The organism is Microbacterium sp. CSI-V (genome assembly GCF_001984105.1).
GTDB lineage: Bacteria > Actinomycetota > Actinomycetes > Actinomycetales > Microbacteriaceae > Microbacterium.
Genome location: NZ_MTQM01000008.1, coordinates 113599 through 136402 on the forward strand (window position 1 = coordinate 113599; position 22804 = coordinate 136402).

General features: G+C 69.6%; 27 protein-coding genes. 8 read left to right on the top strand and 19 right to left on the bottom strand.

The features are described from left to right. Positions 1–456 carry a hypothetical protein gene (locus CSIV_RS07165; RefSeq protein ID WP_139340640.1) on the bottom strand — a complete coding sequence of 152 codons (456 nt, stop codon included), beginning with the start codon at positions 454–456 and terminating at the stop codon, positions 1–3. 246 nt (positions 457–702) lie between these two features. Here CSIV_RS07165 and CSIV_RS07170 point away from each other — a divergent pair, with 246 nt between their 5' ends. Further along, the gene (locus CSIV_RS07170; protein ID WP_077050737.1) at positions 703–1110 is read left to right on the top strand and encodes a transferase; all 408 of its coding nucleotides are present in this window, start codon (positions 703–705) and stop codon (positions 1108–1110) included. A 189-nt stretch (positions 1111–1299) separates the two neighbouring features. Here CSIV_RS07170 and CSIV_RS07175 read toward each other — a convergent pair whose 3' ends face one another. Then, a complete protein-coding gene (locus CSIV_RS07175) occupies positions 1300–1689 on the bottom strand; it encodes a DUF1304 domain-containing protein (RefSeq protein WP_077050738.1) in 390 nt (129 codons plus the stop codon). A gap of 23 nt (positions 1690–1712) precedes the next feature. On the opposite strand from CSIV_RS07175, the gene CSIV_RS07180 reads away from it, so the two are divergent. Next, a complete protein-coding gene (locus CSIV_RS07180) occupies positions 1713–2468 on the top strand; it encodes a LysR substrate-binding domain-containing protein (RefSeq protein ID WP_077050739.1) in 756 nt (251 codons plus the stop codon). A gap of 20 nt (positions 2469–2488) precedes the next feature. On the opposite strand, the gene CSIV_RS07185 is transcribed toward CSIV_RS07180, so the two are convergent. Further along, the gene (locus CSIV_RS07185) at positions 2489–2806 is read right to left on the bottom strand and encodes a hypothetical protein (RefSeq protein WP_077050740.1); all 318 of its coding nucleotides are present in this window, start codon (positions 2804–2806) and stop codon (positions 2489–2491) included. Between the two features lie 64 nt (positions 2807–2870). Between CSIV_RS07185 and CSIV_RS07190 the strand changes: the two genes are divergently transcribed. Both CSIV_RS07190 and CSIV_RS07195 read left to right on the top strand, forming a co-directional pair. After that, a complete protein-coding gene (locus tag CSIV_RS07190; protein ID WP_077050741.1) occupies positions 2871–3593 on the top strand; it encodes a glutamine amidotransferase-related protein in 723 nt (240 codons plus the stop codon). 81 nt (positions 3594–3674) lie between these two features. Then, positions 3675–4502, top strand: coding sequence for a tryptophan-rich sensory protein (locus tag CSIV_RS07195; protein ID WP_077050742.1), 828 nt, complete (start codon positions 3675–3677; stop codon positions 4500–4502). 14 nt (positions 4503–4516) lie between these two features. Here the strand turns inward: CSIV_RS07195 and treZ are convergent, their stop codons facing one another. From treZ to CSIV_RS18335, 7 genes are all read right to left on the bottom strand, one after another. Beyond that, on the bottom strand, positions 4517–6232 hold the full coding sequence (gene treZ, locus CSIV_RS07200; RefSeq protein ID WP_202401215.1) for a malto-oligosyltrehalose trehalohydrolase: 1716 nt from the start codon (positions 6230–6232) through the stop codon (positions 4517–4519). Between the two features lie 155 nt (positions 6233–6387). After that, positions 6388–8790, bottom strand: coding sequence for a malto-oligosyltrehalose synthase (gene treY, locus CSIV_RS07205; protein WP_077050744.1), 2403 nt, complete (start codon positions 8788–8790; stop codon positions 6388–6390). 6 nt (positions 8791–8796) lie between these two features. Then, a complete protein-coding gene (glgX, locus tag CSIV_RS07210) occupies positions 8797–11019 on the bottom strand; it encodes a glycogen debranching protein GlgX (RefSeq protein WP_238592345.1) in 2223 nt (740 codons plus the stop codon). Between the two features lie 81 nt (positions 11020–11100). Beyond that, positions 11101–11583, bottom strand: a complete 483-nt coding sequence (locus CSIV_RS07215; RefSeq protein WP_077050745.1) for a glutaminase — start codon at positions 11581–11583, stop codon at positions 11101–11103. Continuing rightward, complete coding sequence (locus CSIV_RS07220; protein ID WP_077050746.1) at positions 11580–12425, bottom strand: transposase; 846 nt, start codon at positions 12423–12425, stop codon at positions 11580–11582. Before CSIV_RS07220 ends, CSIV_RS07215 begins: the two co-directional genes overlap by 4 nt. Positions 12426–12447: 22 nt before the next feature. Further along, a complete protein-coding gene (locus CSIV_RS07225; RefSeq protein WP_077050747.1) occupies positions 12448–13125 on the bottom strand; it encodes a GTP pyrophosphokinase in 678 nt (225 codons plus the stop codon). A 42-nt stretch (positions 13126–13167) separates the two neighbouring features. Next, positions 13168–13305, bottom strand: coding sequence for a hypothetical protein (locus CSIV_RS18335; protein ID WP_160897655.1), 138 nt, complete (start codon positions 13303–13305; stop codon positions 13168–13170). A gap of 118 nt (positions 13306–13423) precedes the next feature. Between CSIV_RS18335 and CSIV_RS07230 the strand changes: the two genes are divergently transcribed. After that, positions 13424–13750, top strand: coding sequence for a DUF7882 family protein (locus CSIV_RS07230; RefSeq protein WP_077050748.1), 327 nt, complete (start codon positions 13424–13426; stop codon positions 13748–13750). Between the two features lie 2 nt (positions 13751–13752). On the opposite strand, the gene CSIV_RS07235 is transcribed toward CSIV_RS07230, so the two are convergent. Beyond that, a complete protein-coding gene (locus tag CSIV_RS07235) occupies positions 13753–14070 on the bottom strand; it encodes a DUF7882 family protein (protein WP_022879211.1) in 318 nt (105 codons plus the stop codon). 110 nt (positions 14071–14180) lie between these two features. Here CSIV_RS07235 and CSIV_RS07240 point away from each other — a divergent pair, with 110 nt between their 5' ends. Then, the gene (locus CSIV_RS07240; protein WP_077050749.1) at positions 14181–14498 is read left to right on the top strand and encodes a DUF7882 family protein; all 318 of its coding nucleotides are present in this window, start codon (positions 14181–14183) and stop codon (positions 14496–14498) included. Between the two features lies 1 nt (position 14499). On the opposite strand, the gene CSIV_RS07245 is transcribed toward CSIV_RS07240, so the two are convergent. Both CSIV_RS07245 and CSIV_RS07250 read right to left on the bottom strand, forming a co-directional pair. After that, positions 14500–14754, bottom strand: coding sequence for a hypothetical protein (locus CSIV_RS07245; protein ID WP_077050750.1), 255 nt, complete (start codon positions 14752–14754; stop codon positions 14500–14502). An 89-nt stretch (positions 14755–14843) separates the two neighbouring features. Next, positions 14844–15389, bottom strand: coding sequence for a MarR family winged helix-turn-helix transcriptional regulator (locus tag CSIV_RS07250; protein ID WP_077050751.1), 546 nt, complete (start codon positions 15387–15389; stop codon positions 14844–14846). A 147-nt stretch (positions 15390–15536) separates the two neighbouring features. Here CSIV_RS07250 and CSIV_RS07255 point away from each other — a divergent pair, with 147 nt between their 5' ends. Next, positions 15537–16016: a MarR family winged helix-turn-helix transcriptional regulator gene (locus tag CSIV_RS07255; RefSeq protein ID WP_077050752.1), complete on the top strand. Its 480-nt coding sequence runs from the start codon at positions 15537–15539 to the stop codon at positions 16014–16016. A gap of 19 nt (positions 16017–16035) precedes the next feature. Here the strand turns inward: CSIV_RS07255 and CSIV_RS07260 are convergent, their stop codons facing one another. Next, positions 16036–16281 (bottom strand): DUF3072 domain-containing protein, encoded by a 246-nt coding sequence (locus tag CSIV_RS07260; RefSeq protein ID WP_077050753.1) that lies wholly within the window; start codon positions 16279–16281, stop codon positions 16036–16038. A 79-nt stretch (positions 16282–16360) separates the two neighbouring features. On the opposite strand from CSIV_RS07260, the gene CSIV_RS07265 reads away from it, so the two are divergent. Beyond that, complete coding sequence (locus CSIV_RS07265) at positions 16361–17323, top strand: alpha/beta fold hydrolase (protein ID WP_077050754.1); 963 nt, start codon at positions 16361–16363, stop codon at positions 17321–17323. Here the strand turns inward: CSIV_RS07265 and CSIV_RS07270 are convergent. The 5 genes from CSIV_RS07270 to CSIV_RS07290 form a co-directional block, all read right to left on the bottom strand. Further along, the gene (locus tag CSIV_RS07270) at positions 17305–18525 is read right to left on the bottom strand and encodes an ADP-dependent glucokinase/phosphofructokinase (protein WP_077050755.1); all 1221 of its coding nucleotides are present in this window, start codon (positions 18523–18525) and stop codon (positions 17305–17307) included. The two genes, CSIV_RS07265 and CSIV_RS07270, sit on opposite strands and share 19 nt — an antisense overlap. 18 nt (positions 18526–18543) lie before the next feature. Next, positions 18544–19407: a ketose-bisphosphate aldolase gene (locus CSIV_RS07275; protein ID WP_077050756.1), complete on the bottom strand. Its 864-nt coding sequence runs from the start codon at positions 19405–19407 to the stop codon at positions 18544–18546. A 34-nt stretch (positions 19408–19441) separates the two neighbouring features. Continuing rightward, complete coding sequence (locus CSIV_RS07280; protein ID WP_077050757.1) at positions 19442–20287, bottom strand: carbohydrate ABC transporter permease; 846 nt, start codon at positions 20285–20287, stop codon at positions 19442–19444. A 1-nt stretch (position 20288) separates the two neighbouring features. Further along, positions 20289–21218 (bottom strand): carbohydrate ABC transporter permease, encoded by a 930-nt coding sequence (locus CSIV_RS07285; protein ID WP_077050758.1) that lies wholly within the window; start codon positions 21216–21218, stop codon positions 20289–20291. Between the two features lie 73 nt (positions 21219–21291). Further along, positions 21292–22584 (bottom strand): ABC transporter substrate-binding protein, encoded by a 1293-nt coding sequence (locus CSIV_RS07290; RefSeq protein WP_077050759.1) that lies wholly within the window; start codon positions 22582–22584, stop codon positions 21292–21294. Between the last annotated feature and the right edge of the window lie 220 nt (positions 22585–22804).

A 22804-nucleotide genomic window follows, 5' to 3' on the forward strand; every position in this document is an offset into this window, starting at 1 on the left:
TCACCCCGCGGCCCCGGGCAGGAGCGGCGGCGGATTGCGTCGACGATCCAGGGCGCGGCATCCGGCCATGAGAGCCGCGCACACCGCCGCCGCCACGGCCGATGCCAGTGCGCCCAGGAGGACGGCGGGCACCAGCACCAGAAGCACGGACGCGCCCGCGATGATCGCCACGTACGCGAGCAGGAGGATCCACAGGGATGCCACCCCCACCGCCGTCCCCGCGACGGCCGCGGGAATCACAGCGTGCTCACCTCGTCGCACCGCGGGGGAGACGCCGACGATCGCACCGGCGGCGCCGAGCATCGCACTCGCAGCACCGAAGACCGCTCCGCTGACGACGAACGCACCGAGAGAGCCCCAACCGGTCCACGTGAGAGTGGACCCGAGAACCGCGCCCATCCCGGCCCCGAGGGGCAGGGCCGCGATCAGAGCGGGTCCATATATTCGCCACGGCATGCCCTCACCGTATCGACCGATCCACGGCGGGAACAGAGAGCGGATTCCTCGCCGCTGTCAACCCGCCGTTTCTGTTGAGCCGGGCATGCGACAACGGTGGAAGACAAACCGGCGCAGCGGAAAATCCGTGGTCCGGCGGGAATCCGCTCGGGCGTCCGCGCCGAACAACCATGCACGGGAATGAGAGTGAACCCGCATCGGTTGTCACATTAGTCGGCTCACCCGAAGAGCCGATCGGAGGGGATCGTGGGAAAGAACTACATCGACATCGAGAACGACCACGGCGAGACGCTGCGCTACCGCAAGCACGTCAACGGTCGTGGACTCGTCGCGCACGGCGCGAAGGTCCACCCGTCGGCACTGGTGGAGAACGGCGCGTACGTCGAGCCCGGAGTGCAGATCGCGGCGGGTGTCCGTGTCGGTAGAGGCGCGTGGATCGAATCCGATGCCGTGATCGGGCCGGAAGCACGCATCGAACCGCACGCGCACATCTGCGCGGGAGCGGTGATCGGCGCGGGCGCGCACATCGGCGTCCGCACCCAAGTGGGATCGAAGGCCCGCGTGGCGGTCGGCTCGCTCATCGGCGACGACGAGATCATTAACGACGGCGAAGCCGTCGCCACCGATCGACGAGGTCTTCGCCTGGCGGCCTGAGGCTCACGCCTCTCGGCATCCATCACCCGCACGTTCTTCGGAACGTGCGGGTTTCGTCTTCTCGGGATGAAATGTGCTTCGACGTCGAGAGAAAACGGCGCCAATTCGTTTCGACGTCGAAGAATTCGAAAGCTCGCGATTTCCTCGACGTCGAGATTCCGCTGCCGAATTTCCTCGACATCGAGAAACTCACGCGAGCAACGTCAGCACGAATCCGATGAGCGGGAGCGTTCCCTGAACCGTGGCCGGTCGCAGGTATTTGCGGCCGGACGTGACGAGCACGAGCGCCGCGGCGACCATGGAGCCGAGCGAGAACAGCAGCAGCGTCCGACCGGCGACGTCACCGACTCCATTCACCGCCCAGAGCACGACACCGAGGGCCGCACCGATCGCGAGGAAGAGGTTGTAGAAGCCCTGGTTGTACGCCAGGGGCTTGGTCGTGTCGGCCGCCTCCTGCGACGTCAGGCCGAAGATCCGCCACACGCTCGGGTGCGACCAGCGCACGCTCTCGAGAACGAAGATGTAGACGTGGAGCAGGGCGGCGAGCCCCGCGAAGACGAGCGCCAGGATGCCGAGCATGTGCCCACGTTAGCCTGGGGGGTATGGCCAAGAGCGGAAGCGGATCACGGGGTGCGCGCGGGGGCGCGGGACGCCCGCGGTCCGGGGCGTCGGCGCGCAAGCCCGCGCCGGCGCGTAAGACCGCCCCGGCGCGCAAGAACGCCGCGGCCCGCGCGCCTCGCCCGTCGTCGTCGCCGACCGCCGACCTCGCCCGCACATTCACCCTCGGCGCGGTTCCGGGTGCGACACCGGGCAAGTGGATCGGGCTCTGGCGCGACCGGATGCCGCACGTACCGCTGGAGCTGCGCGAGATCTCCGTGTCCGGTCAGCGCGCCGCCCTCGACGACGTGGATGCCGCTCTCGTGCGCCTCCCGATCGACGGCGCCGACGACCTGCACGTCATCCCCCTGTACGACGAGCTCCCGGTCGTCGTGATGTCGACCGAGTCGCCGCTGACCGCCGCGGACGAGGAGATCACGGCCGACGATCTCGCCGGCGAGATCCTGATCGTCCCCGCTGACGACGTCCTCGGAGCCCGGATCCCGGATGCCGCGCCCCCGGCGTTCGCGCCTCCCGCCGACACCGCAGAGGCGATCGCGACGGTGGCCGCCGGGGTCGGCGTCGTGATCGTGCCCATGTCGCTGGCCCGCGCCCACCAGCGCCGGGACGTGGAGTACCGCATCCTCGCGGACGGCCCGGTCTCGACGGTCGCCCTCGCGTGGCGGCGGGACGCGACGACCGACGACGTGGAGACGTTCGTCGGCGTCGTGCGCGGCCGCACCGCGCGCTCCTCGCGCTGAGGCGGGGCCCCGAACGCCTCTCAGCGCTTCGTCGTGCGCCGTACCTCGTCGACGGTCGCTCCGCCCCGCAGCCCCCGCGCCCGCGCGCCGCGCAGGACCGCCTCGGCATCCACGGGTCCGTCCGACAGCGCGTGCAGGTCGACCTTCACCGGGATCGGCAGTCGCTTGCGCTCGCGATCACGATGCGCGGCCGCGGCCGCCTCGGCTTCGTCGACCTCGTCCCCGGCGAGCGTGCGGAGGGTGAGCCCGCAGTCGAGCTCGGCGGCGGCCGCGCGCAGCAGGGCCACGACCTCGCCGAGGTTCTCGACATCGGTCACGAGAAGGGTCGCGGTGGTCATACCCCCATTGTCGCGGCGAGTCACGCCCCGGGGGTCGTGCGCGCGACACGCATAGAATCCCTGGGTGACCGGTCGACTCCTCTACGTCTGCGCGCGTCCGCAGCGCGAGGCGGCCGTCGCCGAATGGGCGTCCTTCCGCGACGGGCTCGGCGTCACCGACGGCGACCTGGTGCACCACGATCTCGTCCGCACAGCGCTTCCGTCCGACCTCGAGCGCTACGCCGGGGTCGTGGTCGGCGGCAGTCCCTTCAACGTCACGGACACGGACAAGACCGACGAACAGCTCCGCCTCGAGCGCGACCTGGAGGAACTGGCATCCGCGGGGCTCACCGGGCGGACGCGGACCCTGTTCACCTGCTTCGGGATCGGGGTCGTCACGCGGCTCCTCGGCGGCGTCGTGACCCTCGATCACCCCGAGGGCACCGGCCCCGCCGAGATCGAGCTGACCGAGGAGGGGGCAGGCGACGAGCTGTTCGGCATCCTGAACCCCCGTTTCGAGGCGCTCACCGCGCACAAGGAGGGCACCGCCGAGGTCCCTCCCGGGGCGACACTGCTGGCCCGCAACGACGACTGTCCCGTGCAGGCGTACCGGGCGGGCACGAGCCTGTGGGCGACGCAGTTCCACCCCGAACCCACGGCGGACGCGTTCGTCGCACGCATGGCCGTGTACCGCGCGGCGGGCTACTTCGACGCGGACGCCTTCGACGAGGTGGCCGCGCACGTCCGCACCGCCTCGGTCGAGCAGCCGACCCTGCTGCTGCGCACCTTCGCCGCCCTCGCGGTCTGACCGCCCGCGACGCGCGCACGACGGCGCCGGTCGCTGTCAAGCCGGAGCGCGGAACTGGCTAGCTTATCTAGTGTTCTATCCATGAACGCGAGAGATCACGTCACCACCACCCCGCACGGATCCGACCTGGTACGCCAGATCGTCCTCCTCTCCGCGGTGTCGTTCATGCTGATCGCCGCGGTGATCGGGGCGGGAGCCTTCGGCAACACCGCCGTCGAAGACCAGCAGGGCGGTGCGCTCGACACGGACGGGTCCTACCTGGCTCCGGCGGGACCCGCCTTCTCGATCTGGTCCGTGATCTACCTCGGCCTGATCGCGTACGCGATCTGGCAGGCGCTCCCCCGCCAGCGCGCCTCGGAGCGCCAGCGGGCGATGGGCTGGCCAATCGCCGTGACGATGGTTCTGAACGGGCTGTGGCTCGTCGCCGCGCGCTTCGGCACGCTGTTCCTCACCGTCGTGGTGATCGTGCTGCTGCTCGCGGCGCTGGGCTGGGCCTTCCGGACCGCGGTCGTCACGCGCGACCCGCGCGGTGGCGTCGTCGACTCCGTGCTGATCGACGGGGTCACGGGGCTGCACCTCGGCTGGGTCACCCTGGCGACCGTCGCCAACACCGCGGCGTGGTTGACCACCGTCGTCCCGCCGTCGTGGGAGGACGCGGCGAGCGCGATCGGGGTCACGGTCCTGGTCGTCGTCGCGATCATCGGCCTGGCGATCGCCTGGCGGAGCGGCTGGCGTGTGGCTCCGGCGCTCGCCCTCGCGTGGGGGCTGTCGTGGCTCGCCGTGGAGCGCCTCACCGGATCTCCGACGAACACCCCCATCGCGATCACCGCGATCCTCGTCGCCCTCGTCGTCCTGCTGCCGCCGGCCGTCGTCTCGGGGCTGCGTCTGATCCGTCCCTCGATCGACTGAGCCGCCGCGTCCCGTCAGAGCGCGGGAGCCGCGATCGCGCTGCCTCCCGCGGGGACGGTCAGCAGTCCGTCCTCCAGCACGGTCCCGTCGACGGTCGCGAGCAGCACACCGGCACCGGATGCCACGGGCACCGCCGCCTCGGCATCCGAGAGGTTCACGAGCACGACGAGGTCGCCCCGGTGCAGCTCGTACACGCGGCCGCCGGGGGCCTCCAGAGCACGCGCGGACAGGCCGTGGCGGGAGGGGTCGGTGAGCTCGGGACGCGCGCGGCGAAGCTTCGCCAGCTCGCGGTACAGGGCGAGGAGTTCGGCGTGGCCGTCACCGTCGGGCTCCGACCAGTCGAGCTTGGACCGGCGGAACGTGTCCGGGTCCTGCGGGTCGGGGACCACCGACTCGTCCCAGCCCATCTTCTCGAACTCGGCCACGCGGCCCTTGGCCGTGGCCTCGCCGAGCTCGGGCTCGGGGTGCGAGGTGAAGAACTGCCAGGGGGTTCTCGCGCCCCACTCCTCGCCCATGAAGAGCATCGGCGTACCCGGGGCGGTGAGGGTGAGCACGGCGGCCGCGGCGAGGCGGTCGAAGGGCAGGCTCTGCGACAGGCGGTCGCCGGCGGCGCGGTTGCCGATCTGGTCGTGGTCCTGCGCGAACGTGACGAGGCGCCAGTTCGGCACGTCCTCCGGGATCGGGTGGCCGTGCGCGCGCCCGCGGAACGTGGAGTACGTGCCGTCATGGAAGAACCCGCCCTCCGACACCTTCTCGAACGCGTCGATCGCGGCGAAGTCCTCGTAGTAACCGATCGTCTCGCCGGTGAGGGCGACGTGCGCGGTGTGGTGCCAGTCGTCCGACCACTGCGCGGTGAGCCCGTACCCGCCGGCCTCGCGCGGCAGGATCAGCTTCGGGTCGTTCATGTCCGACTCGGCGATGGTGGTGAGCGGGATGCCGCGGTGCGCCGACAGGGCGTCGGTGCGTTCGGCGATCTCCTGCAGCACGTGCACCGGACGCTCGTCGAGCAACGCGTGCACGGCATCCAGGCGGAGACCGTCGACGTGGTAGTCCCGCATCCACAGGAGCGCGTTCTCGACGATGTAGGAGCGGACGGCGTCCTCGTCGAGGTTGATCGAGTCGCCCCACGTGTTGCGGCTGCCCTCGCGCAGGTACGGACCGAACTCGGGCAGGTAGTTCCCCGACGGTCCGAGGTGGTTGTAGACCACGTCCTGCACGACCGCGAGCCCCGCCGCGTGGGCGGCGTCCACGAACCGCTGGTACGCGGCCGGGCCGCCGTACGCCTCGTGGACCGTGTACCAGAGCACACCGTCGTAGCCCCAGTTCCAGACGCCGTTGAAGCCGTTGACCGGCAGCAGTTCGACGTGGGTCACGCCTAGGTCGACGAGGTGGTCGAGGCGCTCGATCGCGGCATCCAGGGTCCCCTCGGGGGTGAAGGTGCCGAGGTGCAGCTCGTAGATGAGGCCGCCGGCGAGCTGGCGCCCGGTCCAGGCGGCATCCGTCCACGCGAAGGTCGAAGGATCGAACCACGCGGATGCCTCGTGCACACCGGCGGGCTGACGGCGCGACCGCGGGTCGGGGCGCAGGTCGTCGCCGTCGCCGAGGACGAAGCCGTAGCGTTCGCCGTCCGCGAGCTCGACCGGCGCCGTCCACCAGCCCCCGGCGCCGGGCTCCATCTCGACGTCTTCGACGACGTTCTCGCCACTCTCGTCCAGCCGCCGCAGCCGCATGCGCTGCGCCTTGGGTGCCCACACCTCGATGCTCACAGGTCCCCGTCTCCTTCTTCGTCAGTTCTCACAGTTCTCACGCGTGAGTCGCCAGAAATCGTCGCCTGGGGCTACCCGGAAGCGACGAATCTTGGCGACTCACGCGAATGGGTACGGCCTCAGGAGCAGGCCGGTTCGTCCACCAGGAGAGCGACCGGAAGGAACTCCAGCAGCTCCGACAGCAGCACCGGGCCACCCGGGAAGCGACGGCCGGTCAGGACGTCCACCGCGGCGACGTCCGGGCGCAGCAGCACGGTGTCGCGCCAGCCCCCAGCCGCGCGCAGACCGTGCGGGAGGCGGGTCGCCACCGCGGACACACCGCCGCGGTCGAACGCGACGACGTGTCCGGATGCCGCGCCCGCAGCCTCGAGCGGACGGTACAGCGCGTACCGCTCGGGGCAGTCGCGCCGCACGCGCAGGGCGCGCGAGGTCACGAGGAGCTTCGCCGCGCCGGTGGCATCCACCTTCGGCGGCGGGGCGTCCTCGGCGTCGAGCGAGGCCAGGAGACGCGCCCGCTCGGCGAAGTCCACCGCGCGACGGTTGTCGGGGTCGACCAGCGACTGCTCCCACAGCTCCGAGCCCTGGTACACGTCGGGCACGCCGGGTCCGGTGATCTGCAGCAGCTTCGCGGCGAGGCCGTTGGACCAGCCCGCGTCGGCGATCTCGTCGACGAACGCCTGGACACGGGATGCCGCCGGCCCCGTCGCCGCATCGACGACGGCGTGCATGCGCTCCTCGAACGCCTCGTCCTGCTCCCACCAGCCGGTGACCTCGGACGCCTCGCGCGCGGCCTTCTCGGCGTACGCGTGCAGGCGCTCGCGGTACTCCGCGAGACCCGAGGACGTGGATGCCGAGGCCGGCCACGCCCCGACGATCGCCTGCCACAGCAGCGCGTCGAACGGGCCGTGCCCAGTCGAGGCGATCGCGCGGAACTCCCCCAGCACCTCGGCCCAGCGCGCCGGGATCTCCGCGAGCACCGCGATGCGGGCGCGGGTGTCCTCTCCGCGCTTGGTGTCGTGGGTCGACAGCGTCGTCATGGCCGTGGGCCACGACGCCTGCCGCTGGGCCTGGGCAGCGTGGAAACCGTCGACGTCGAGGGAGAACTCCGCCGGGTCGCCGCCGACCTCGGTCAGCGATCCGAGGCGCGTGTAGCGGTAGAACGCGGTGTCCTCGACGCCCTTGGCCATGACCGGACCGGTGGTCTGCTGGAACCGCCACGCGATCTCGAGGTCGGTGTCGGTCAGGGCAGGGACCAGCGCCTCGATGACGTCGCCGAGCTCGGGCCGGCGCTCCTCGGCCTCGCCGACGGCGGCATCCAGGTGCGCCCGGCCGGCCGGGAGGTAGGAGCGGTAGACGGGGAAGCACGCGAGGATCTCGGCGAGCGCGTCCTGCAGGTCGGCGGCGGCGAACTCGTCGCGCAGCGCGGACGGGAGTCCGCGGACGATGCGGCGGATCTCGGACACCTGGATCGTGTCGGCGATCCGTCGCTTGGTGTCGTGGATCAGGTCGTGCCAGCCGGTGAGCGGCGCGAGGTCGCTGTCGGCCCGCAGGCGCGCGTCCAACGCGTCCAGCGCCGCCTCGCCCGCGGGGTCGGTGAGCACGCGGTCGATCTCGGCCAGCGCGTCGTACCCGGTCGTGCCGGCGGTCCTCCACCACGACGGCAGGGCCTCGCCGTGCTCGAGGATCTTCTCCACGAGCACATACCCGGCATCCTCGCCGCCCGCGTCGCGCAGTGCCGTGGCGAGCCGGTCGAGGTAGCCGCCGGGGTCGACGAGTCCGTCCGGGTGGTCGACGCGCAGGCCGTCGGCGAGGCCCTCGCGCACCCAGCGCAGGATCTCGGCGTGCGTGGCGTCGAACACCTCGGGGCGCTCGACCCGCACGCCCGCGAGGGTGGTGACGGCGAAGAAGCGTCGGTAGTTGAGGTCGGCCGCTTCGTCCTGCCAGAACCGCAGCTCGAAGTTCTGCGCGTCGAGGAGGGCGCGGATATCCGACGTCCCCGTTCCGGGCGCGACCGGGAAGACATGGTCGTAGTAGCGGACCAGGCCGTCGGGGGCATCGGTCGCGGGGGTCGGATCGTAGGAGATCTCGTCGATCACCTCGGCGAGATCGGCGCCGAGCACGGGAACGCGCACCTTGCCGCCGCCGAACTCCCAGTCGATGTCGAACGCGTCTGCGTGCGCCGAGGCGCGCCCCTGGCGGAGCACGTCCCACCACCAGGCGTTCGTGCGGGGCTCGGACATGCCCATGTGGTTCGGCACGATGTCGATCAGGATGCCGAGGCCCTCGGCGCGGGCGGCCTCGGCGAACCGGGCCAGCCCCTCGGCGCTGCCCCGCGCGGGGTCGACGCGGGTGACGTCGACGACGTCGTAGCCGTGGTCGGAGCCCGGCGTCGCCTCCAGCAGCGGCGACAGGTAGGCCCACGACACCCCGAGGTCACGGAGGTAGCCCGTGACCTCGGCGGCGGTGCCGAGGGGGAAGGATTCGCGGATCTGCAGGCGGTAGGTCGAAAGCGGATGCCGCATTCTGAATCAGAGCTCCGGTTTGGGGGCCTGCCCGGGCAGGTCGTCGGTGGCGGTGACGGCGATCTGCGCGGTGAGCGAAGCGGCCACGGTGTGGTCGATCTCAGGCTCGGGCAGGTGGTGCTCGCGCAGCACGATGAGCGACTTCGGCTCGAGCTTCAGCGCCTCCCCGGGCGCGATCGGCTCGGTGTTGGCGCGCTCGCCCGCCGTGTCGACGTACACGTCCCACTCGGGCGAGTACTGGATGTCGGGCACGTGGAAGTCGACGGTGTCGTCGCCGGCGTTGAACAGCACGAGGAAGTGGTCGTCGCTGATGGTCTCGCCGCGGCGATCGCGCTCGCGGATGCCCTGCCCGTTGAGGAACACGCCGACCGCGCGGCCGAAGCCGGAATCCCAGTCCTCGGGCTGCATGAGCGAGCCGTCCGGGCGCAGCCACACCACGTCGGGGATGTTGTCGCCCTCCTCCATCTTCACCGGGCGCCCGTCGAAGAACCGGCTGCGGCGGAAGGTGGGGTGCTCCTTGCGGAGGCGCGCGAGGGCCGCGGTGAACTCGATGAGCGGGTGGTCGACGGCCGACCAGTCCACCCACGTGATCTCGTTGTCCTGCGCGTAGCCGTTGTTGTTGCCGCCCTGGGTGCGGCCCAGCTCGTCGCCGTGGAGCAGCATCGGCACGCCCTGGCTGAGCAGCAGCGTCGCGATGAAGTTGCGCTGCTGCTGCGCGCGGCGCTTGCGCACCTCGGGGTCGTCGGTCGGCCCCTCCACGCCCAGGTTGTTGGACCGGTTGTGCGATTCGCCGTCGTTGTTGTCTTCGCCGTTGGCCTCGTTGTGCTTCTCGTTGTACGAGACGAGGTCGCGGAGCGTGAACCCGTCGTGCGCGGTGACGAAGTTGATGGATGCCACGGGCCGGCGCCCGGAGTGCTCGTAGAGGTCGGCCGAGCCGGTGAGACGGGAGGCGAACTCGCCGAGGGCCTGCGGCTCACCGCGCCAGAAGTCGCGGACGGTGTCGCGGTACTTGCCGTTCCACTCCGTCCACTGCGGCGGGAAGTTGCCGACCTGGTATCCGCCGGGACCGACGTCCCACGGTTCGGCGATGAGCTTGACCTGCGAGACGATCGGATCCTGCTGGACGAGTTCGAAGAAGGCCGCGAGGCGGTCGACCTCGTAGAACTCCCGGGCCAGGGTGGATGCCAGGTCGAAGCGGAATCCGTCCACGTGCATCTCCAGCACCCAGTACCGCAGCGAGTCCATGATGAGCTGCAGCGTGTGGGGGTTGCCCACGTTCATGCTGTTGCCGGTGCCGGTGTAGTCGGTGTAGTAGCGCTTGTCGTCGTCTTCGAGGCGGTAGTACGCCTCGTTGTCGATGCCCCGCATCGAGAGGGTCGGGCCCATGTGGTTGCCCTCGGCGGTGTGGTTGTAGACCACGTCGAGGATGACCTCGATGCCGGCGGCATGCAGCGCCTTGACCATGGCCTTGAACTCCTGCACCTGCTGACCGTGGTCGCCGGTGGAGGAGTAGGTGTTCTGGGGCGCGAGGAACGCGATGGTGTTGTAGCCCCAGTAGTTCGACAGCCCCTTCTCCTCGAGCGTGGAGTCGTTGACGAACTGGTGCACGGGCATGAGCTCGATCGCGGTGACGCCGAGCTTGCGCAGGTGGTCGATGACGGCCGGGTGGGCGATGCCGGCGTACGTGCCGCGCAACTCCTCCGGGACGTCGGGATGCAGCTGGGTGAGGCCCTTGACGTGCGCCTCGTAGATGAAGCTCTCGGCGTAGGGGATCTTGGGCTGACGGTCACCCGCCCAGTCGAAGAACGGGTTGATGACCACGCCCTTCATCATGTGCGCGGCCGAGTCGTCGTCGTTGAACGAGTCGGGGTCGCCGAACTCGTAGCTGAAGACGGGCTGCCCCCAGTCGATCTGACCCTCGACGGCCTTGGCGTAGGGGTCGAGCAGAAGCTTGCTCGGGTTGAACCGCTTGCCGCTGGCGGGGTCGTACTCGCCGTGCACGCGGTAGCCGTACCGCTGGCCCGGCTGGATGTTCGGGAGGTACGCGTGCCAGACGAACGCGTCGACGTCGACGAGCTCGACGCACGTCTCCGTGCCGTCGGCGTCGAAGAGGCACAGCTCGACTTTCTCCGCGTTCTCGCTGAACAGGGCGAAGTTCGTCCCGTTACCGTCGTAAGTGGCCCCGAGGGGATAACTGGATCCTGGCCATACCTGCTGCACGTCGCTCACGATAGACCAGGGAAGTTGCGGCCGATGGGCCGGGTCATCGTCGTTGACAGCACCCCCTCCGCCGACTATGCGCGCGGATCTCTATGCGCGCTCCGGAGGGTGGACGAGCAGGTCGATCCGCTCGTCGAGATACCGTGCGAGCGGCAGGTACCCGCCCTGCGCGCTCCAGCGCACGGTGAGCTCGCCGTCGCGCAACGCGAGCGGCGCCGTCCGGGCGTCGAGCGCGGCCGGATCGAGTGCCCGCCAGCCGATGTGCACCGTCTCCCCCTCGGGCACTCCCCCGCGATGCGCGGCGGCGGACAGCTCGGCCCGACGGCGCTGCGACTCGGCGGCGAAGCCCCGGCGCACCTCGGCGCGCGAGCGCACGATGTCACCGGTCGCGAGGACGCCGTCGTCGGTGAGCAGCAGTACGCCCAGATGCCAGGCTCGGCCCCGGTCCACGATGCGGGGAGCACGCGGGATGCCGAGCAGCCGCCGCCCCTCCTGGAGTTCGCCGATCCGCTCGCGGGGGGCGTCGGCGAGCCGTTCACGCGCCGCGGCGAGGAGGTCGTCGACCGTGCTCACGGCATCCCCTCCACCACGGAGCGCGCGTGGTCGAGGTCTCGCGTCCGAGCGGTGGCCGTCTCGCGCGCCGCCGCCGTCTCCTCCTCGGCCGCATCGATCGCCGCGTGGGCTGCGTCCGCGTCCTTCTCGACCCGCGCGATCTCGGCGCGGAGGCCCTCGAGCCGTTCGCGGACCCGGTCGGCCTTCTCCCGGGCGGCGGTCTCCCGCGCCGTCGCCCCGGCGAGCGCGCGGTCGGCGTCCGCGCGTGCCCGCTCCGCCTCGCGCACCGCGCGCTCCGCGGCCTTCCGAGCCCGGCGCTGCGCCAGGTCGTCCCGCGTGGGCGTCTCCACGACGGCCGCGCCCTCCGGCACCGAACCGGCCACCGCGGCGCTCGGGTCGGTGTCGTCGGCCAGATCGACGGATGCCACCAGCCGCCCGGTCAGGATCATCGCCGCAGCGTGCGGGTCGATGATGGCCGCGTTGACGGTCTTCTCCACGGCGTCCCGCATCGGAGCGCTCAGGGGTGTTCCCGCTTCGGCCGCGAGATCGGCCGCCCGCCGGGCGAGGGCGGCGACCAGCTGACGACGCTGCCGACCGAGACGGGTCATCTCCACGGCATCCGCGTCGTCCTGCGCTTCCCGGAGCGCCTGCGCCAGCTCGACGGCCTCGGCGAGCTGGCCGTCGCGGGAAAGCAGATTGACCGCCCACGCGGCCAGCGTCGGCTTGCGCAACTTCGCGATGCGGCGCCCCACCGCGCCGCCGATCTCCTCGGCGCGACCGTTGCGCGCCGCGGTGAATCGCGCGGGCGGAAGGGCGAGCAACTCGGCCGCGACCTCGTCGAGGAGGGTCGCCGCGTCACTCATCCCCCCATTGTGACCCGTCCGGTCAGAGGGGGACCACCCCGGGACGCGGACCGCGGATCTCGCGGTGCAGGCGCTCCATGCGCGCGTCCAGCTCGGCCGCGGTGTCGGCGGCATCCTTCAGCTCCGCCAGCAGTTCGTCGGGTACGAGGCGGTCGTACTTGTAATAGATCTTGTGCTCGAGGCTGGCCCAGAAGTGCATCGCGATCGTGCGGAACTGCACCTCGACGGGGACGTCGACGCGTCCGGTCGAAAGGAACACGGGCACATCGACGATCACGTGCAGGCTCTTGTAGCCGTTCGCCTTCGGGCGCGCGATGTAGTCCTTCACGTCGCGCACGGTGATGTCGTCCTGCTGCGTGAGGAGGTTGGACAGCCGGTAGGCGTCGTCGACGAAGCTGCAGGTGATCCGGATGCCCGCGATGTCGGTGATCGCGCTCCGGATGGAGTCGAAGTCGGGTTCGATGCCTTTGCGCCGGACCTTGTCCACGAGACTGTCGGGCGACTTCACGCGACTCGAGACGTGCTCGATCGGGTTGTAGTCGTGCATCTCCTGGAACTCTTCGCGCAGGATGGTGATCTTCGTCTCGACCTCGGCGAGACCGAACCGGTACTCCATGAGGAAGCGCTGGAACTCGTCGCGCATCGCGCGGAGCGAGGCTCCGGACACCGTGATCTGCTGATCCTCCAGCGGGTCGGACATGGGAGCGACGCTAGCGTCGGCTCCTACGAGGGTCCTGGGAGGTCACTCCCCCGCCGGCGGGGCCGACCGCGGGATGAGTTCGCCGTCCACGACGTCGATCCCGGTGAGTTGGTCGAAAACCTCGGGGAGGTCGCCGGCGTCACCGGGTTCGGGAAGGAGGGGGAATCGGCTGTCGCTCACGGCGGGGTCCTTTGCTGGATGTCCCCAGACTGACAGAGCCGCCAGGCGCAACGGGTGGCCTTGACACCCCGTCGGCGGCCACGTAGCTCTCCGGATCCCCGCCGGTATCGTGGAGACCATGGGCACGATCTTCTACGGCGGCGGCGGGACGGCGGTCCCCATCGAGGACCGCGCATTGGCGCATCTCAAGGTCGTCATCTCCACGAAGCTCCGCCGCGGTGAGAGCTTCACTCTCTCCTGGCAGCACCCCGAGGGTCAGCCGCGGGGCCGCAGCACGCTGTGGCTGCACCCGGCGATCCCGCTCCGCTTCGTCTTCGACGAGGCCGAGCCCACGAAACTCAGCCGCGAGTGGATCGAGCGGCTCGCCGACTCGGCGAACTCCTCGGGCGGCATCCTGCTCGTCCCCGAGGACATCGCCCCGGTCGAGGAGACTCCGAAGCGCTGAGGTCAGCCCTCTTCGACGAGGGTGTCCTCCGAAGGCTCGGGCGTGATCGCCAGACCGTTCGGACCCGAGGCGGCCAGCATGAGGTCCTCCACCCAGACGCGGTTGATGCGCGGCTGGCGGCTTCCGTAGAAGTGGAACTGGATCGGCACCGAGGGGTGCATCCAGAAGCTGCGGCGACCGCTGCCGTCGCCGACCTCGACGTCGAACATGAACGACTCCGAACGCCGGAGCTTGTTCATCACGACGATGCGGAGGTGCGCAAGCGTGCGGTCATCGATGTCGACGGCGTTCGCGACGGTGTCGTAAATGAAACGGCCCATGATGTCGAGCCTATCCGAGACCCGCGTGCGGCCGTCCCGCGAATGCCACGGCACGGGGTGCCGAATCAAGCCCCCGGTCGTGGATTCCCGACCGGTGTTGACTGACTCGCGTGGGAACGTTGTACTACGGGGATGTCGCGACGCCGATCGAGATCGAGGATCGCGCGCTCGCGCACGTCAAGGTCGTGATCGCCACGAAGCTCCGCCGCGGCGAGAGTTTCACCCTCTCGTGGACGCACGGCCCGGGCCAGGAGGTGGGCCGCAGCACCGTCTGGCTGCACCCGTCGATCCCGTTGCGCTTCGTGTTCGACGACCCCGAACCCGCGCTCCTCAGCCGGGCGTGGATCGAGGACCTGGCCAACTCGGCGAACTCCTCGGGTGGACTCCTGCTCGTCCCCGAGCCCGGGAGCGACGCTCCGCGGACCTGAGTCAGGCGGTGCGCTGGTCGAGGATCTCGCGCGCGCCCTCTTCGACCGCGGTGGGAACGACGAGCGGACGTCCGGCCGAGAAGGCCTCCCACTCCCGCAGGACGATCGTCTCGATGTGCACGGGGTCTTCGCCGGGGTAGTCCAGGCGCAGTCGCGAAACGACCGAATGCAGGGATGCCACGGGCACGCCCTCCACCGTCTGGACGGCGTCGACGGCGGTCACGCTCACGCGCGCCTCGATCGCATTTTCGTCCATGACCTCATGGTTTCACGGACGCCGAACGATTCCTAATACTCAGAATTCAACTAGGCTGCCTAGCTTCTTACGCGGGCCGCGCATTCCGATCAGAGGGAGACGTCGGCCCCGATCGGCGAGGGCTCCCCGTCGTGATGCGGGTCGACCTGGTCGACGGCATCCTGGAGCCGGCCGAGGCAGGCGATGACGGTCGCGCACTCCTCGGCGGTCATGTCGACGACGGCCGCCATCATGCGCGAATGCATCGAGCCGAGCGTGGCGCGCACCTCGGCATCGCTCGCCGCGGTGGCCACGATGTAGATGCTGCGCCGGTCGGTGGGGTGCGGCGCGCGCGTCACGTGGCCGGACTTCTCGAGCCGATCGATGATCGCCGTCGTCGACGCCGTCGAGACACCGAGGTAACGGGTCAGTTCGCTCGGCGAGACCTGCCGGCCCTGCCCGGTCGCCCGCAGGAGGTAGCGGAGAACGAGGAGCTCGTTCTCTCCCATGGACATGGACTCACGGGTGCGGCGCCGCATCGCGATCTCGGCCGCGCGGTAGACGCGGAACGCCTGCAGCACCTCCACGGCCCGACGGCGGCGGTCTTCTTCGCTCGCGCCGTACCAGTAGCGCGACGCCTGCGAGCCGTTTTCCACTTCGGCATCCTACGTCAGGAGGACCGCGCAAGGGCCCTGCCCCTTCGCATGGCGTACAGGTACGATGGTAAATATATCGGCCCGCTACTTGATGGGCGTTCGAGATACGAGGAATGCGAACTACCCCGTCGGGGAGGTGACGAGATCATGACCACGGAACAAGACGTGGTGAAGGCCGTCAGCGACCTGTCCGAATCCGGCGCCGCCTCCGAGCGCGTCGCCCTGCAGTCCCTCGGCATCGGCCCGAACGACGCCAAGGTGCTCCGATTCCTCCTCGACCGCGAGGACGACGACGAGCCGGTGACCCCGCGACTCCTCGCCGAGATGCTGGGCATCTCGTCCGCAGCCACGACCGCACTGATCGACCGCCTCGCCGACGCCGGCTGGGTCGAACGGGTTCCGTTCCCCGGCGACCGCCGCTCCATCGTCGTGCGCGCGACCATCGACGCGGCCTCCCCCGCACGCCACCTCCTGGCGGTGCGGCGCTCGTCGGTGGCCGAAGCCGCGTCGCGACTGGGGGCCGACGAACGCCGAGTCGTCGCGGAGTTCCTCGACGAGGTCGCCCGCGCCGAGACGCAGCGCGTCGAGCACCTGAACCCCCGCGCCGGACAGTCCCGCCCCGCCTGAGCGGCGGGGCGGGCACGGGTCAGTCGTTCGTGCGACCCGTCTCGTGCTGGAGACGGTCGATCTCTTCCGAGGCCTCGGCCTTGGTCAAGTCGGCGGTGATCTCCTCACCGGCCTCGCGCGCGAGCGTGTCGAGGTAGCTGCGCTGCGGTGCGGTCATCGGCTCGTCGCCGGTGACCCAGTCCGAGGGGTCCTTCTCTACGGGGTCCTGTCCCTCACGCACGGCGCCGAGGGTCTCTTCTTCATGGTCACGGGGAGCATCGGTCATCGCGCCAGGCTAGGTCGGCGTCACCGGCGCTCCGCCGGGATTGACAGCCCCCGCCCGGTGGGTGCGGCATCCTGGACGGATGCCCGACGACACCCGCCCCGCCGACGTCGACGTCCAGACGTTCCGGCGCGGCGCAGCGCAGACCCGGGTGACGATCGTGTCGACCGGCGCATCCGGTCGCCCCTTCGTGCTCGTCGCCGGGATCGGGGTCGCGGCCAGCTACTTCGAGTTCCTCGCGCCGCTCCTCGCCGAGCACGGCGACGTGTACGCGCTCGATCTCCCGGGATTCGCCGGGATGCCGGCATCCGGTCACGAACCGACCGCCGCGTTCTTCGCCGACCAGGTCGAGGGCGTGATCGACCATTACCGCCTGGACGATCCCGTACTCGTCGGGCACTCGATGGGCACCCAGGTCGTGGTCGAGGTGCTCACGCGGCGCGACGACCTGTCCCGAGCGGTGCTCGTGAGTCCCGTCGTGGACGAGAGCGAGGCGACGGCCCCGCTGCAGGCCGTGCGCTTCGTGCAGTCCACCGCGCGGGAGTCCCTGCACATCGCGGTGATGGCGGTCTCGGCGTACCTCCTGTGCGGGTTCCTCTACTTCGCCGAGGTGCTGCCGCACATGCTGAGGTACCGGATCTCGGACCGGGTCGGGCTGGTCCGCGCGCGGCTGCTCCTCATCCGCGGCGAGTTCGACCGTCCGTCGCCGCGGCGGCTGCACTCCCGTCTCGTCGCCCGCGCCCGCCACGCGCGGCGCTGGGAGATCGAGGGCGCGGCCCACTCGATCATCAACGGCCATGCCGTCGGGGTCGCCCGCCTGGTGCGGGAGCACCTCGACGACGACCTCGCCGCCCGCGGACGGCTCACCTCCGAGGAGGCGCGCGTTCCGCCCGCGCGACACAAGGACCTCCGGATGATCCTGGATGCCACGGCCAGCCGCTTCGCGGAGTGGTTCAGCGCGCTGCACCACGACCAGGACGGAGTCGAACGGGCCAAGGCCCGCCACGCCCGCATCCTGTGGCGCGCCTACGTCTCCCGGCGCTGACCGGCGAGCGTCGCGGCACGGGCGGCGGCGGGAACCGCGGCGAGGAAACCGCCGACGAACGTGTCGCCGAGCCCGATCGTGGTCGGGTGGGGGACGTCGACCACGTGGGCGGCGACGCCGACGGCCGGCATCCGCTCCTCCACCGCGGCGACGACGGCCGCGCCGCCGGGGTGACGCGGAAAGGCCGCGGTCGCGTCGAGGTCGGCGAGCGTGCACGCGTCACCGACCCGGTAGCGGGTCGCCGCCGTGCGCACCGCGCTCTCCAGACTCGCGCGGTGACGATCGGCCTCGGGCCCCACGGCGATCGCCCAGTACTTCGTGTGCACCACGAGCGCGGGAGCGGGGATGAGCGCGCGGGCCTCGGCGAGAGCGGTCGCGACGTCGTCCGGCGACAGCAGGTCGACGCGGCGGCCGAGGTACTCCTGCAGCTCGTCCTCGTTCATGCCGTACACGTCGATGCGGTCGAGGAGGCGTCGGCGCACGATCTCGGCGAAGGTGCGGTCGTAGAACCCGGCGTCCTCGTAATAGACGAGCGCCTCCGGCGGCAGGCCGCGCATCGCCGCGACGAGATCGTCGAGGCGGCTCGCGAGCAGGGCGGCATCCTGCATCGTGTTGAACCCCGACACCAGGAAGGCGTCCGCTTCCGCGAGCGCGTCGCCGAGGTCGGCGGCGATCGCCATCTCGCGGTTCGGGGCGTCGTTCGCGAAGATCAGGCGGTTCGCCGACGGTGCGGTGACCGCGCCGTCGGGGAGGGTCACGGTCGTCCCCTCGGGGTACTGCACGATGAGGTGCGGATCGAGGGTGTCGCGCGCGGCCGAGGAGACGACCCGCATCGACGCGGGCAGGAGCCGGCGCACGGTGTCGTCGATGCTCACGAGATGCTGCACCGTCGGCACGCCGATCCGGTCGAGGGCGATCCCCGCGCGCACGCCCGTCCCGCCGAGGGTCACCGCCACGTCGAACCGGGCGGCGAAGTCCTCGATGATGTCGGAGCTTCGGACGTGCCGCTCGCCTCCCCCGCCGTGGGCGAGGAAGGCGAGCACGGTCACGACGAGCGTGCGCTCGTCGACGATCGGCGCCGTGGTGACGAGCTCGCCCCGGTGGATGCCGTACTCGGCCGCGAGGGCGGTGAGCACGGTGGCATCCCACCGGATCTCGTAGTCGACGGTTCCGCCGAGTCCGAGGACGAGGTCTCCTGCCATGACGCCGATCCTCCCCGATCAGTACAGGTCGGCCTTGCCGGCGGCGCCGAACAGGTCGATCTTCTCGGCCGCGGTCACCTTCATCGCCGCGATGGGCTCCGGCTGGATCGCGTTCGGCTCGCGCAGGCGACGGTCGGTGCCGAGCACCTCGCGCATACGGTCGTGGTACGCGACCTTGATGTCGCTGGAGATGTTGATCTTGTTGATGCCCAGCGACACCGCGCGCGCGAGTTCGGCGTCCGGGTTGCTGGATCCGCCGTGCAGCACCAGCGGGATGCCGACGGCCGCCTTGATCTGCTCGAGCAGGTCGTGGCGCAGCTCGGGGTTCTTGTCGGACGGGTACAGACCGTGCGAGGTGCCGATGGCGATCGCGAGGCTGTCGACCCCGGTCTGCTCGACGAACCGCACCGCATCGTCGACGTTCGTGTAGATGATCTCGGCCGCGCCGGACTCGCCGTAGCTGTCGTTCGCGCCGATCGTTCCGAGCTCGCCCTCGACCTGGATGCCGGCCGCGTGCGCCGCCTCGACGACCTTGCGGGTGATCGCGACGTTCTGCTCGAACGGCTCGAGCGAGGCGTCGATCATGACGGACGTGAAGCCGGAGTGGATCGCCGTGATCATCTGCTCGTAGGAGCCGCCGTGGTCCCAGTGGATGGCGACGGGGACGCTGGACCGGTGGGCCCGTGCGTGCATCGCCGGAATGAGGTCGGTGGTGATGTGCGAGACCTCGTCAGGGTGGATGGCGATGATGACCGGAGCGTTCTTCTCTTCGCTGATGTCCATGATCCCGGTGAACATCGCCCAGTCGCTGATGTTGAACGCCGGGATGGCGAAGCTGTGGGCGTTGGCCACGTCGAGGATGGACTTGCCGGTGTAGAGCACGGATTTCTCCTTGTTCGGGGTTGGGTAGGCGGGATCAGCTCTTCACCGAGCCGGCCGTGAGGCCGCTGATGAAGAAGCGCTGGAAGAAGAGGAAGAGCACCAGGACGGGGATCGAGCCGAGGATGCTCATCGCCATGATCTGGTTCCACTCGTACGAGTGCTGGCCCATGAGCAACTGGATGCCGATCGGCACGGTGCGCATGTCGAGGGTGCGCGTGAGGGTCAGCGCGAAGAGGAACTCGTTCCACGCGATCATGAACGTGTAGATGCCGACCGACACGATCCCGGGGATGGAGATCGGCACGAGGACCCGCCAGAGGGCGGTGAACGATCCCGCACCGTCGACCCGGACCGCTTCGTCGAGCTCCTTGGGGAGGGTGTTGAAGTAGCCGGTCATCATGATGATCGCGTAGGGCAGCGTGAACACCATGTAGGTGAGGATCAGGCCCGGGTAGGTGTTGTACAGCTTCAGCGCCACCATGAGCCCGAAGTACGGGATGAGCAGCGTGATCGGCGGGACCGCCTGGACGCTGACGATGATGACGTTGACGATGCGTTTGCCGCGGAAGTCGAACCGACTGAACGCGTACGCGGCCTGGATCGCCACGAGCAGCGTGAGGACGGTCACCGCCCCGGCCACGACGTAGCTGTTGATGAAGAAGCGCACGGTCTCGGGCGTGGTGAAGATCTTCACGTAGGCGTCGAACGAGAACGTCTCGGTGATCAGCCGCGGGGGCAGCTCGAAGATCTGCGTGTTCGACTTGAACGAGCTCGAGAGCATCCACAGGACGGGGCCGGCGGCGAAGACGGCGCCGAGCACCAGTCCGATCAGCACGCCGGTCTTGGCGACGCGGGTGCGTGCGACGGTGGTCAGGGCCATGTCAGTCCCTCGCCTTCTGGTGGCGGACGTAGAGGACCGCGATGATCATGGACATCGCCAGCACGAGCACCGCCGAGGTGGCAGCCGTGGAGAAGTCGTACGTGGCGAACGCGAGCTTGTAGGTGTAGGTGCTGAGCATCTCGGTCACGTCGATCGGGCCGCCGCCGGTGGTGAGCCAGATGAGCGCGAACTGCTGCGACGTCCAGATCAGGTCGAGGAGCAGGAGGCTGACGATGATCGGCCGCAGCTGCGGGATGGTGACGTTCCAGAAGCGCTGCACCGGGCTCGCGCCGTCGACGGTCGCGGCTTCGTAGAGGTCGCTGGGGATGCCCTGGAGCCCGGCGAGCAGGCTCACCATGAAGAAGGGGTAGCCGGCCCAGATGTTGATGAACGTGACCGTGCCGAGGGCGAGCTGGGGGGAGGCGAGCCACTCGATGTTCGTGTTCAGGAGGAAGTTCATGATGCCGTTGGGGGCGAGGAGCATGCGCCACAGCACGGCGATGACGGCGACGGTGAACAGCCACGGCAGCACGTAGAGGCCCCGGAAGATCGCCCGGGGGACGGCGCCGATCAGGCGGCTGTTCAGCAGCAGCGCGAACGAGAGACCGAGGACGAGGTGCGCGGCGACGCTCGTCAGGGTGAAGAAGAGCGTGTTGCCGGTGGCCTTCCAGAACCCGGTGTCGGTGAGGACGGCGATGTAGTTGTCGAGCCCGACGAACTGCGGGTTCTTGTTGGTGATGACGTTGTCCTGGAACGAGTACCCGATGACCATGACGATCGGCACGATCATCAGCACGAACAGCAGGATCAGCGTCGGCGACAGGAAGGCATAGGCCTCGGAGGCCTTGCGGAGCTGGCGCGTCCGCCGGGACGCGGGGCGCCCGGTGACGATCAGCTCGGTATCGGGGGGAGTGAGGGTGCGCATGGTCATGGTGTGCGGCCTTCCTGGCGGGGATGCCGCGCCGCCCGGGTTCATCGGCGCGGCATTCCCTGTCAGCGTCGGATCAGAACTTCGACGTCCACTCGTCCTGGGCCTTCTTCAGCGCGTCCTTCATCGACTGCTGGCCGTCCAGGGCGGACTGGAACTGCTCGCCGAACTGGCGCATGAGCTCCTCGGCGACGGGCAGTCCGGTGAACTCGTTCGCCGGGTAGCCGGCCTTGTAGATCTCGAACGCCTTCTTGAACAGCTCGTCGTCCTGCACGAAGGTCGGCTCGGACTGGGTGTTGCCGGGGAACGCCTTAGCCATGGTCGACAGCTCGGAGTTGACGTGCTTGCCCATCAGGAACTGCACCAGCTTGAAGGCGGCGTCCTTGTGCTCGGAGTTCTCGGCGACGCCGATGCCCCACGAGGCGTAGGGGATGCCGCGTTCCCCGGTGAAGCCGTCCTCGGCCGGGATGGCCGAGATCGAGAACTTCAGGTCGGGGTTCGACTCGCGGATGAGGTTGATGTGCGCGAGCGAGTCGATCATCATGCCGACGCGACCGTTCGTGAACTCCTCGACCTTGTCCTGCTCCTTCATCGTGAACGATCCGGGCGCGATCACCCCGTCGTTCCAGAGCTGCTGGATGTAGTCGGTGGCCGAAGCGACGTCGGCGTTGGTCAGGTCGGGCTGTCCGTCCTTCAGCATCGATCCGCCCGAGGCCCACACCCAGGACATCACGTCGTTCTGCACGCCGTTGGGCGCCTCGAGCGACAGCGGGAGCACCCACCCCGAAGCATCCCCACCGAGGGCCTTGATCTTCTTCGCTGCGTCGGCGAACTCGGTGCGGGTGGAGGGGGGCGTGCTGACGCCCGCCTGGGCGAGGATCGCGTCGTTCGTGAACATCGGGTACACGAAGTTGACGACCGGGATCATGTACGTGCTGCCGTCCACCTGGATCTGGCTGGCGAGCTGGCTGTCGTCGAAACCGGCGTCGCTCATCAGCTTCGACAGGTCGGCGATCACGCCCTGCTTCGCGAAGTCGCTGACCCACGCGCCGTCGAGACCGACGACGTCGGGCATGGTGCCCGAGGCGGCACCCGCGAAGAGCTGCTCCTTGGTCGAGGCGTAGGGGCCGCTGACCAGGTCGACCTTGATGCCGGGGTTCTCCTGCTCGAAGGTGTCCATGAGCGCGCGGAACTGTCCGTCGGGCAGCTCGGGCTCCCACCACTGGGCGAACTCGATCGTCACGTCTCCGCCGCTTTCGGGGGCTGCCGAGCTGGACGAGCACCCCGCCATCGCCAGGAGTGTCGTGGCCGCCGCGGCGGCACCGACGAGCTTGATGGCGTTTCGACGCCCGCGCCCGCTGTTGTCCATCGTTTCTCCTCATTGAGATCTGCTGTTATTCGCGCTGTTATGCGCCTTCTTGCGTCTTTCAGCACGAGTATGCGCGGATGTGCGGCGTGCGTCAAGATCACGATGCAGATTCGTGACTATTGCGGCAAGGAACGGCGGCCTTTACGCATGAGAGCCGCAAAATCGTGCCGTTTCATGCTGAATTCGGCAGAAACACGTCGATCTGTGTGCCGCTCTGTGC

Bases quoted from the DNA above. Each gene is read 5' to 3' on its own strand.
- CSIV_RS07165 (WP_139340640.1), bottom strand. From the start codon at position 456: ATGCCGTGGCGAATATATGGACCCGCTCTGATCGCGGCCCTGCCCCTC.
- CSIV_RS07175 (WP_077050738.1), bottom strand. From the start codon at position 1,689: ATGCTCGGCATCCTGGCGCTCGTCTTCGCGGGGCTCGCCGCCCTGCTC.
- CSIV_RS07180 (WP_077050739.1), top strand. From the start codon at position 1,713: ATGGCCAAGAGCGGAAGCGGATCACGGGGTGCGCGCGGGGGCGCGGGA.
- CSIV_RS07185 (WP_077050740.1), bottom strand. From the start codon at position 2,806: ATGACCACCGCGACCCTTCTCGTGACCGATGTCGAGAACCTCGGCGAG.
- CSIV_RS07195 (WP_077050742.1), top strand. From the start codon at position 3,675: ATGAACGCGAGAGATCACGTCACCACCACCCCGCACGGATCCGACCTG.
- treZ (WP_202401215.1), bottom strand. From the start codon at position 6,232: ATGCGGCTGCGGCGGCTGGACGAGAGTGGCGAGAACGTCGTCGAAGAC.
- treY (WP_077050744.1), bottom strand. From the start codon at position 8,790: ATGCGGCATCCGCTTTCGACCTACCGCCTGCAGATCCGCGAATCCTTC.
- CSIV_RS07220 (WP_077050746.1), bottom strand. From the start codon at position 12,425: ATGAGTGACGCGGCGACCCTCCTCGACGAGGTCGCGGCCGAGTTGCTC.
- CSIV_RS07225 (WP_077050747.1), bottom strand. From the start codon at position 13,125: ATGTCCGACCCGCTGGAGGATCAGCAGATCACGGTGTCCGGAGCCTCG.
- CSIV_RS07230 (WP_077050748.1), top strand. From the start codon at position 13,424: ATGGGCACGATCTTCTACGGCGGCGGCGGGACGGCGGTCCCCATCGAG.
- CSIV_RS07235 (WP_022879211.1), bottom strand. From the start codon at position 14,070: ATGGGCCGTTTCATTTACGACACCGTCGCGAACGCCGTCGACATCGAT.
- CSIV_RS07245 (WP_077050750.1), bottom strand. From the start codon at position 14,754: ATGGACGAAAATGCGATCGAGGCGCGCGTGAGCGTGACCGCCGTCGAC.
- CSIV_RS07255 (WP_077050752.1), top strand. From the start codon at position 15,537: ATGACCACGGAACAAGACGTGGTGAAGGCCGTCAGCGACCTGTCCGAA.
- CSIV_RS07260 (WP_077050753.1), bottom strand. From the start codon at position 16,281: ATGACCGATGCTCCCCGTGACCATGAAGAAGAGACCCTCGGCGCCGTG.
- CSIV_RS07265 (WP_077050754.1), top strand. From the start codon at position 16,361: ATGCCCGACGACACCCGCCCCGCCGACGTCGACGTCCAGACGTTCCGG.
- CSIV_RS07270 (WP_077050755.1), bottom strand. From the start codon at position 18,525: ATGGCAGGAGACCTCGTCCTCGGACTCGGCGGAACCGTCGACTACGAG.
- CSIV_RS07280 (WP_077050757.1), bottom strand. From the start codon at position 20,287: ATGGCCCTGACCACCGTCGCACGCACCCGCGTCGCCAAGACCGGCGTG.
- CSIV_RS07285 (WP_077050758.1), bottom strand. From the start codon at position 21,218: ATGACCATGCGCACCCTCACTCCCCCCGATACCGAGCTGATCGTCACC.
- CSIV_RS07290 (WP_077050759.1), bottom strand. From the start codon at position 22,584: ATGGACAACAGCGGGCGCGGGCGTCGAAACGCCATCAAGCTCGTCGGT.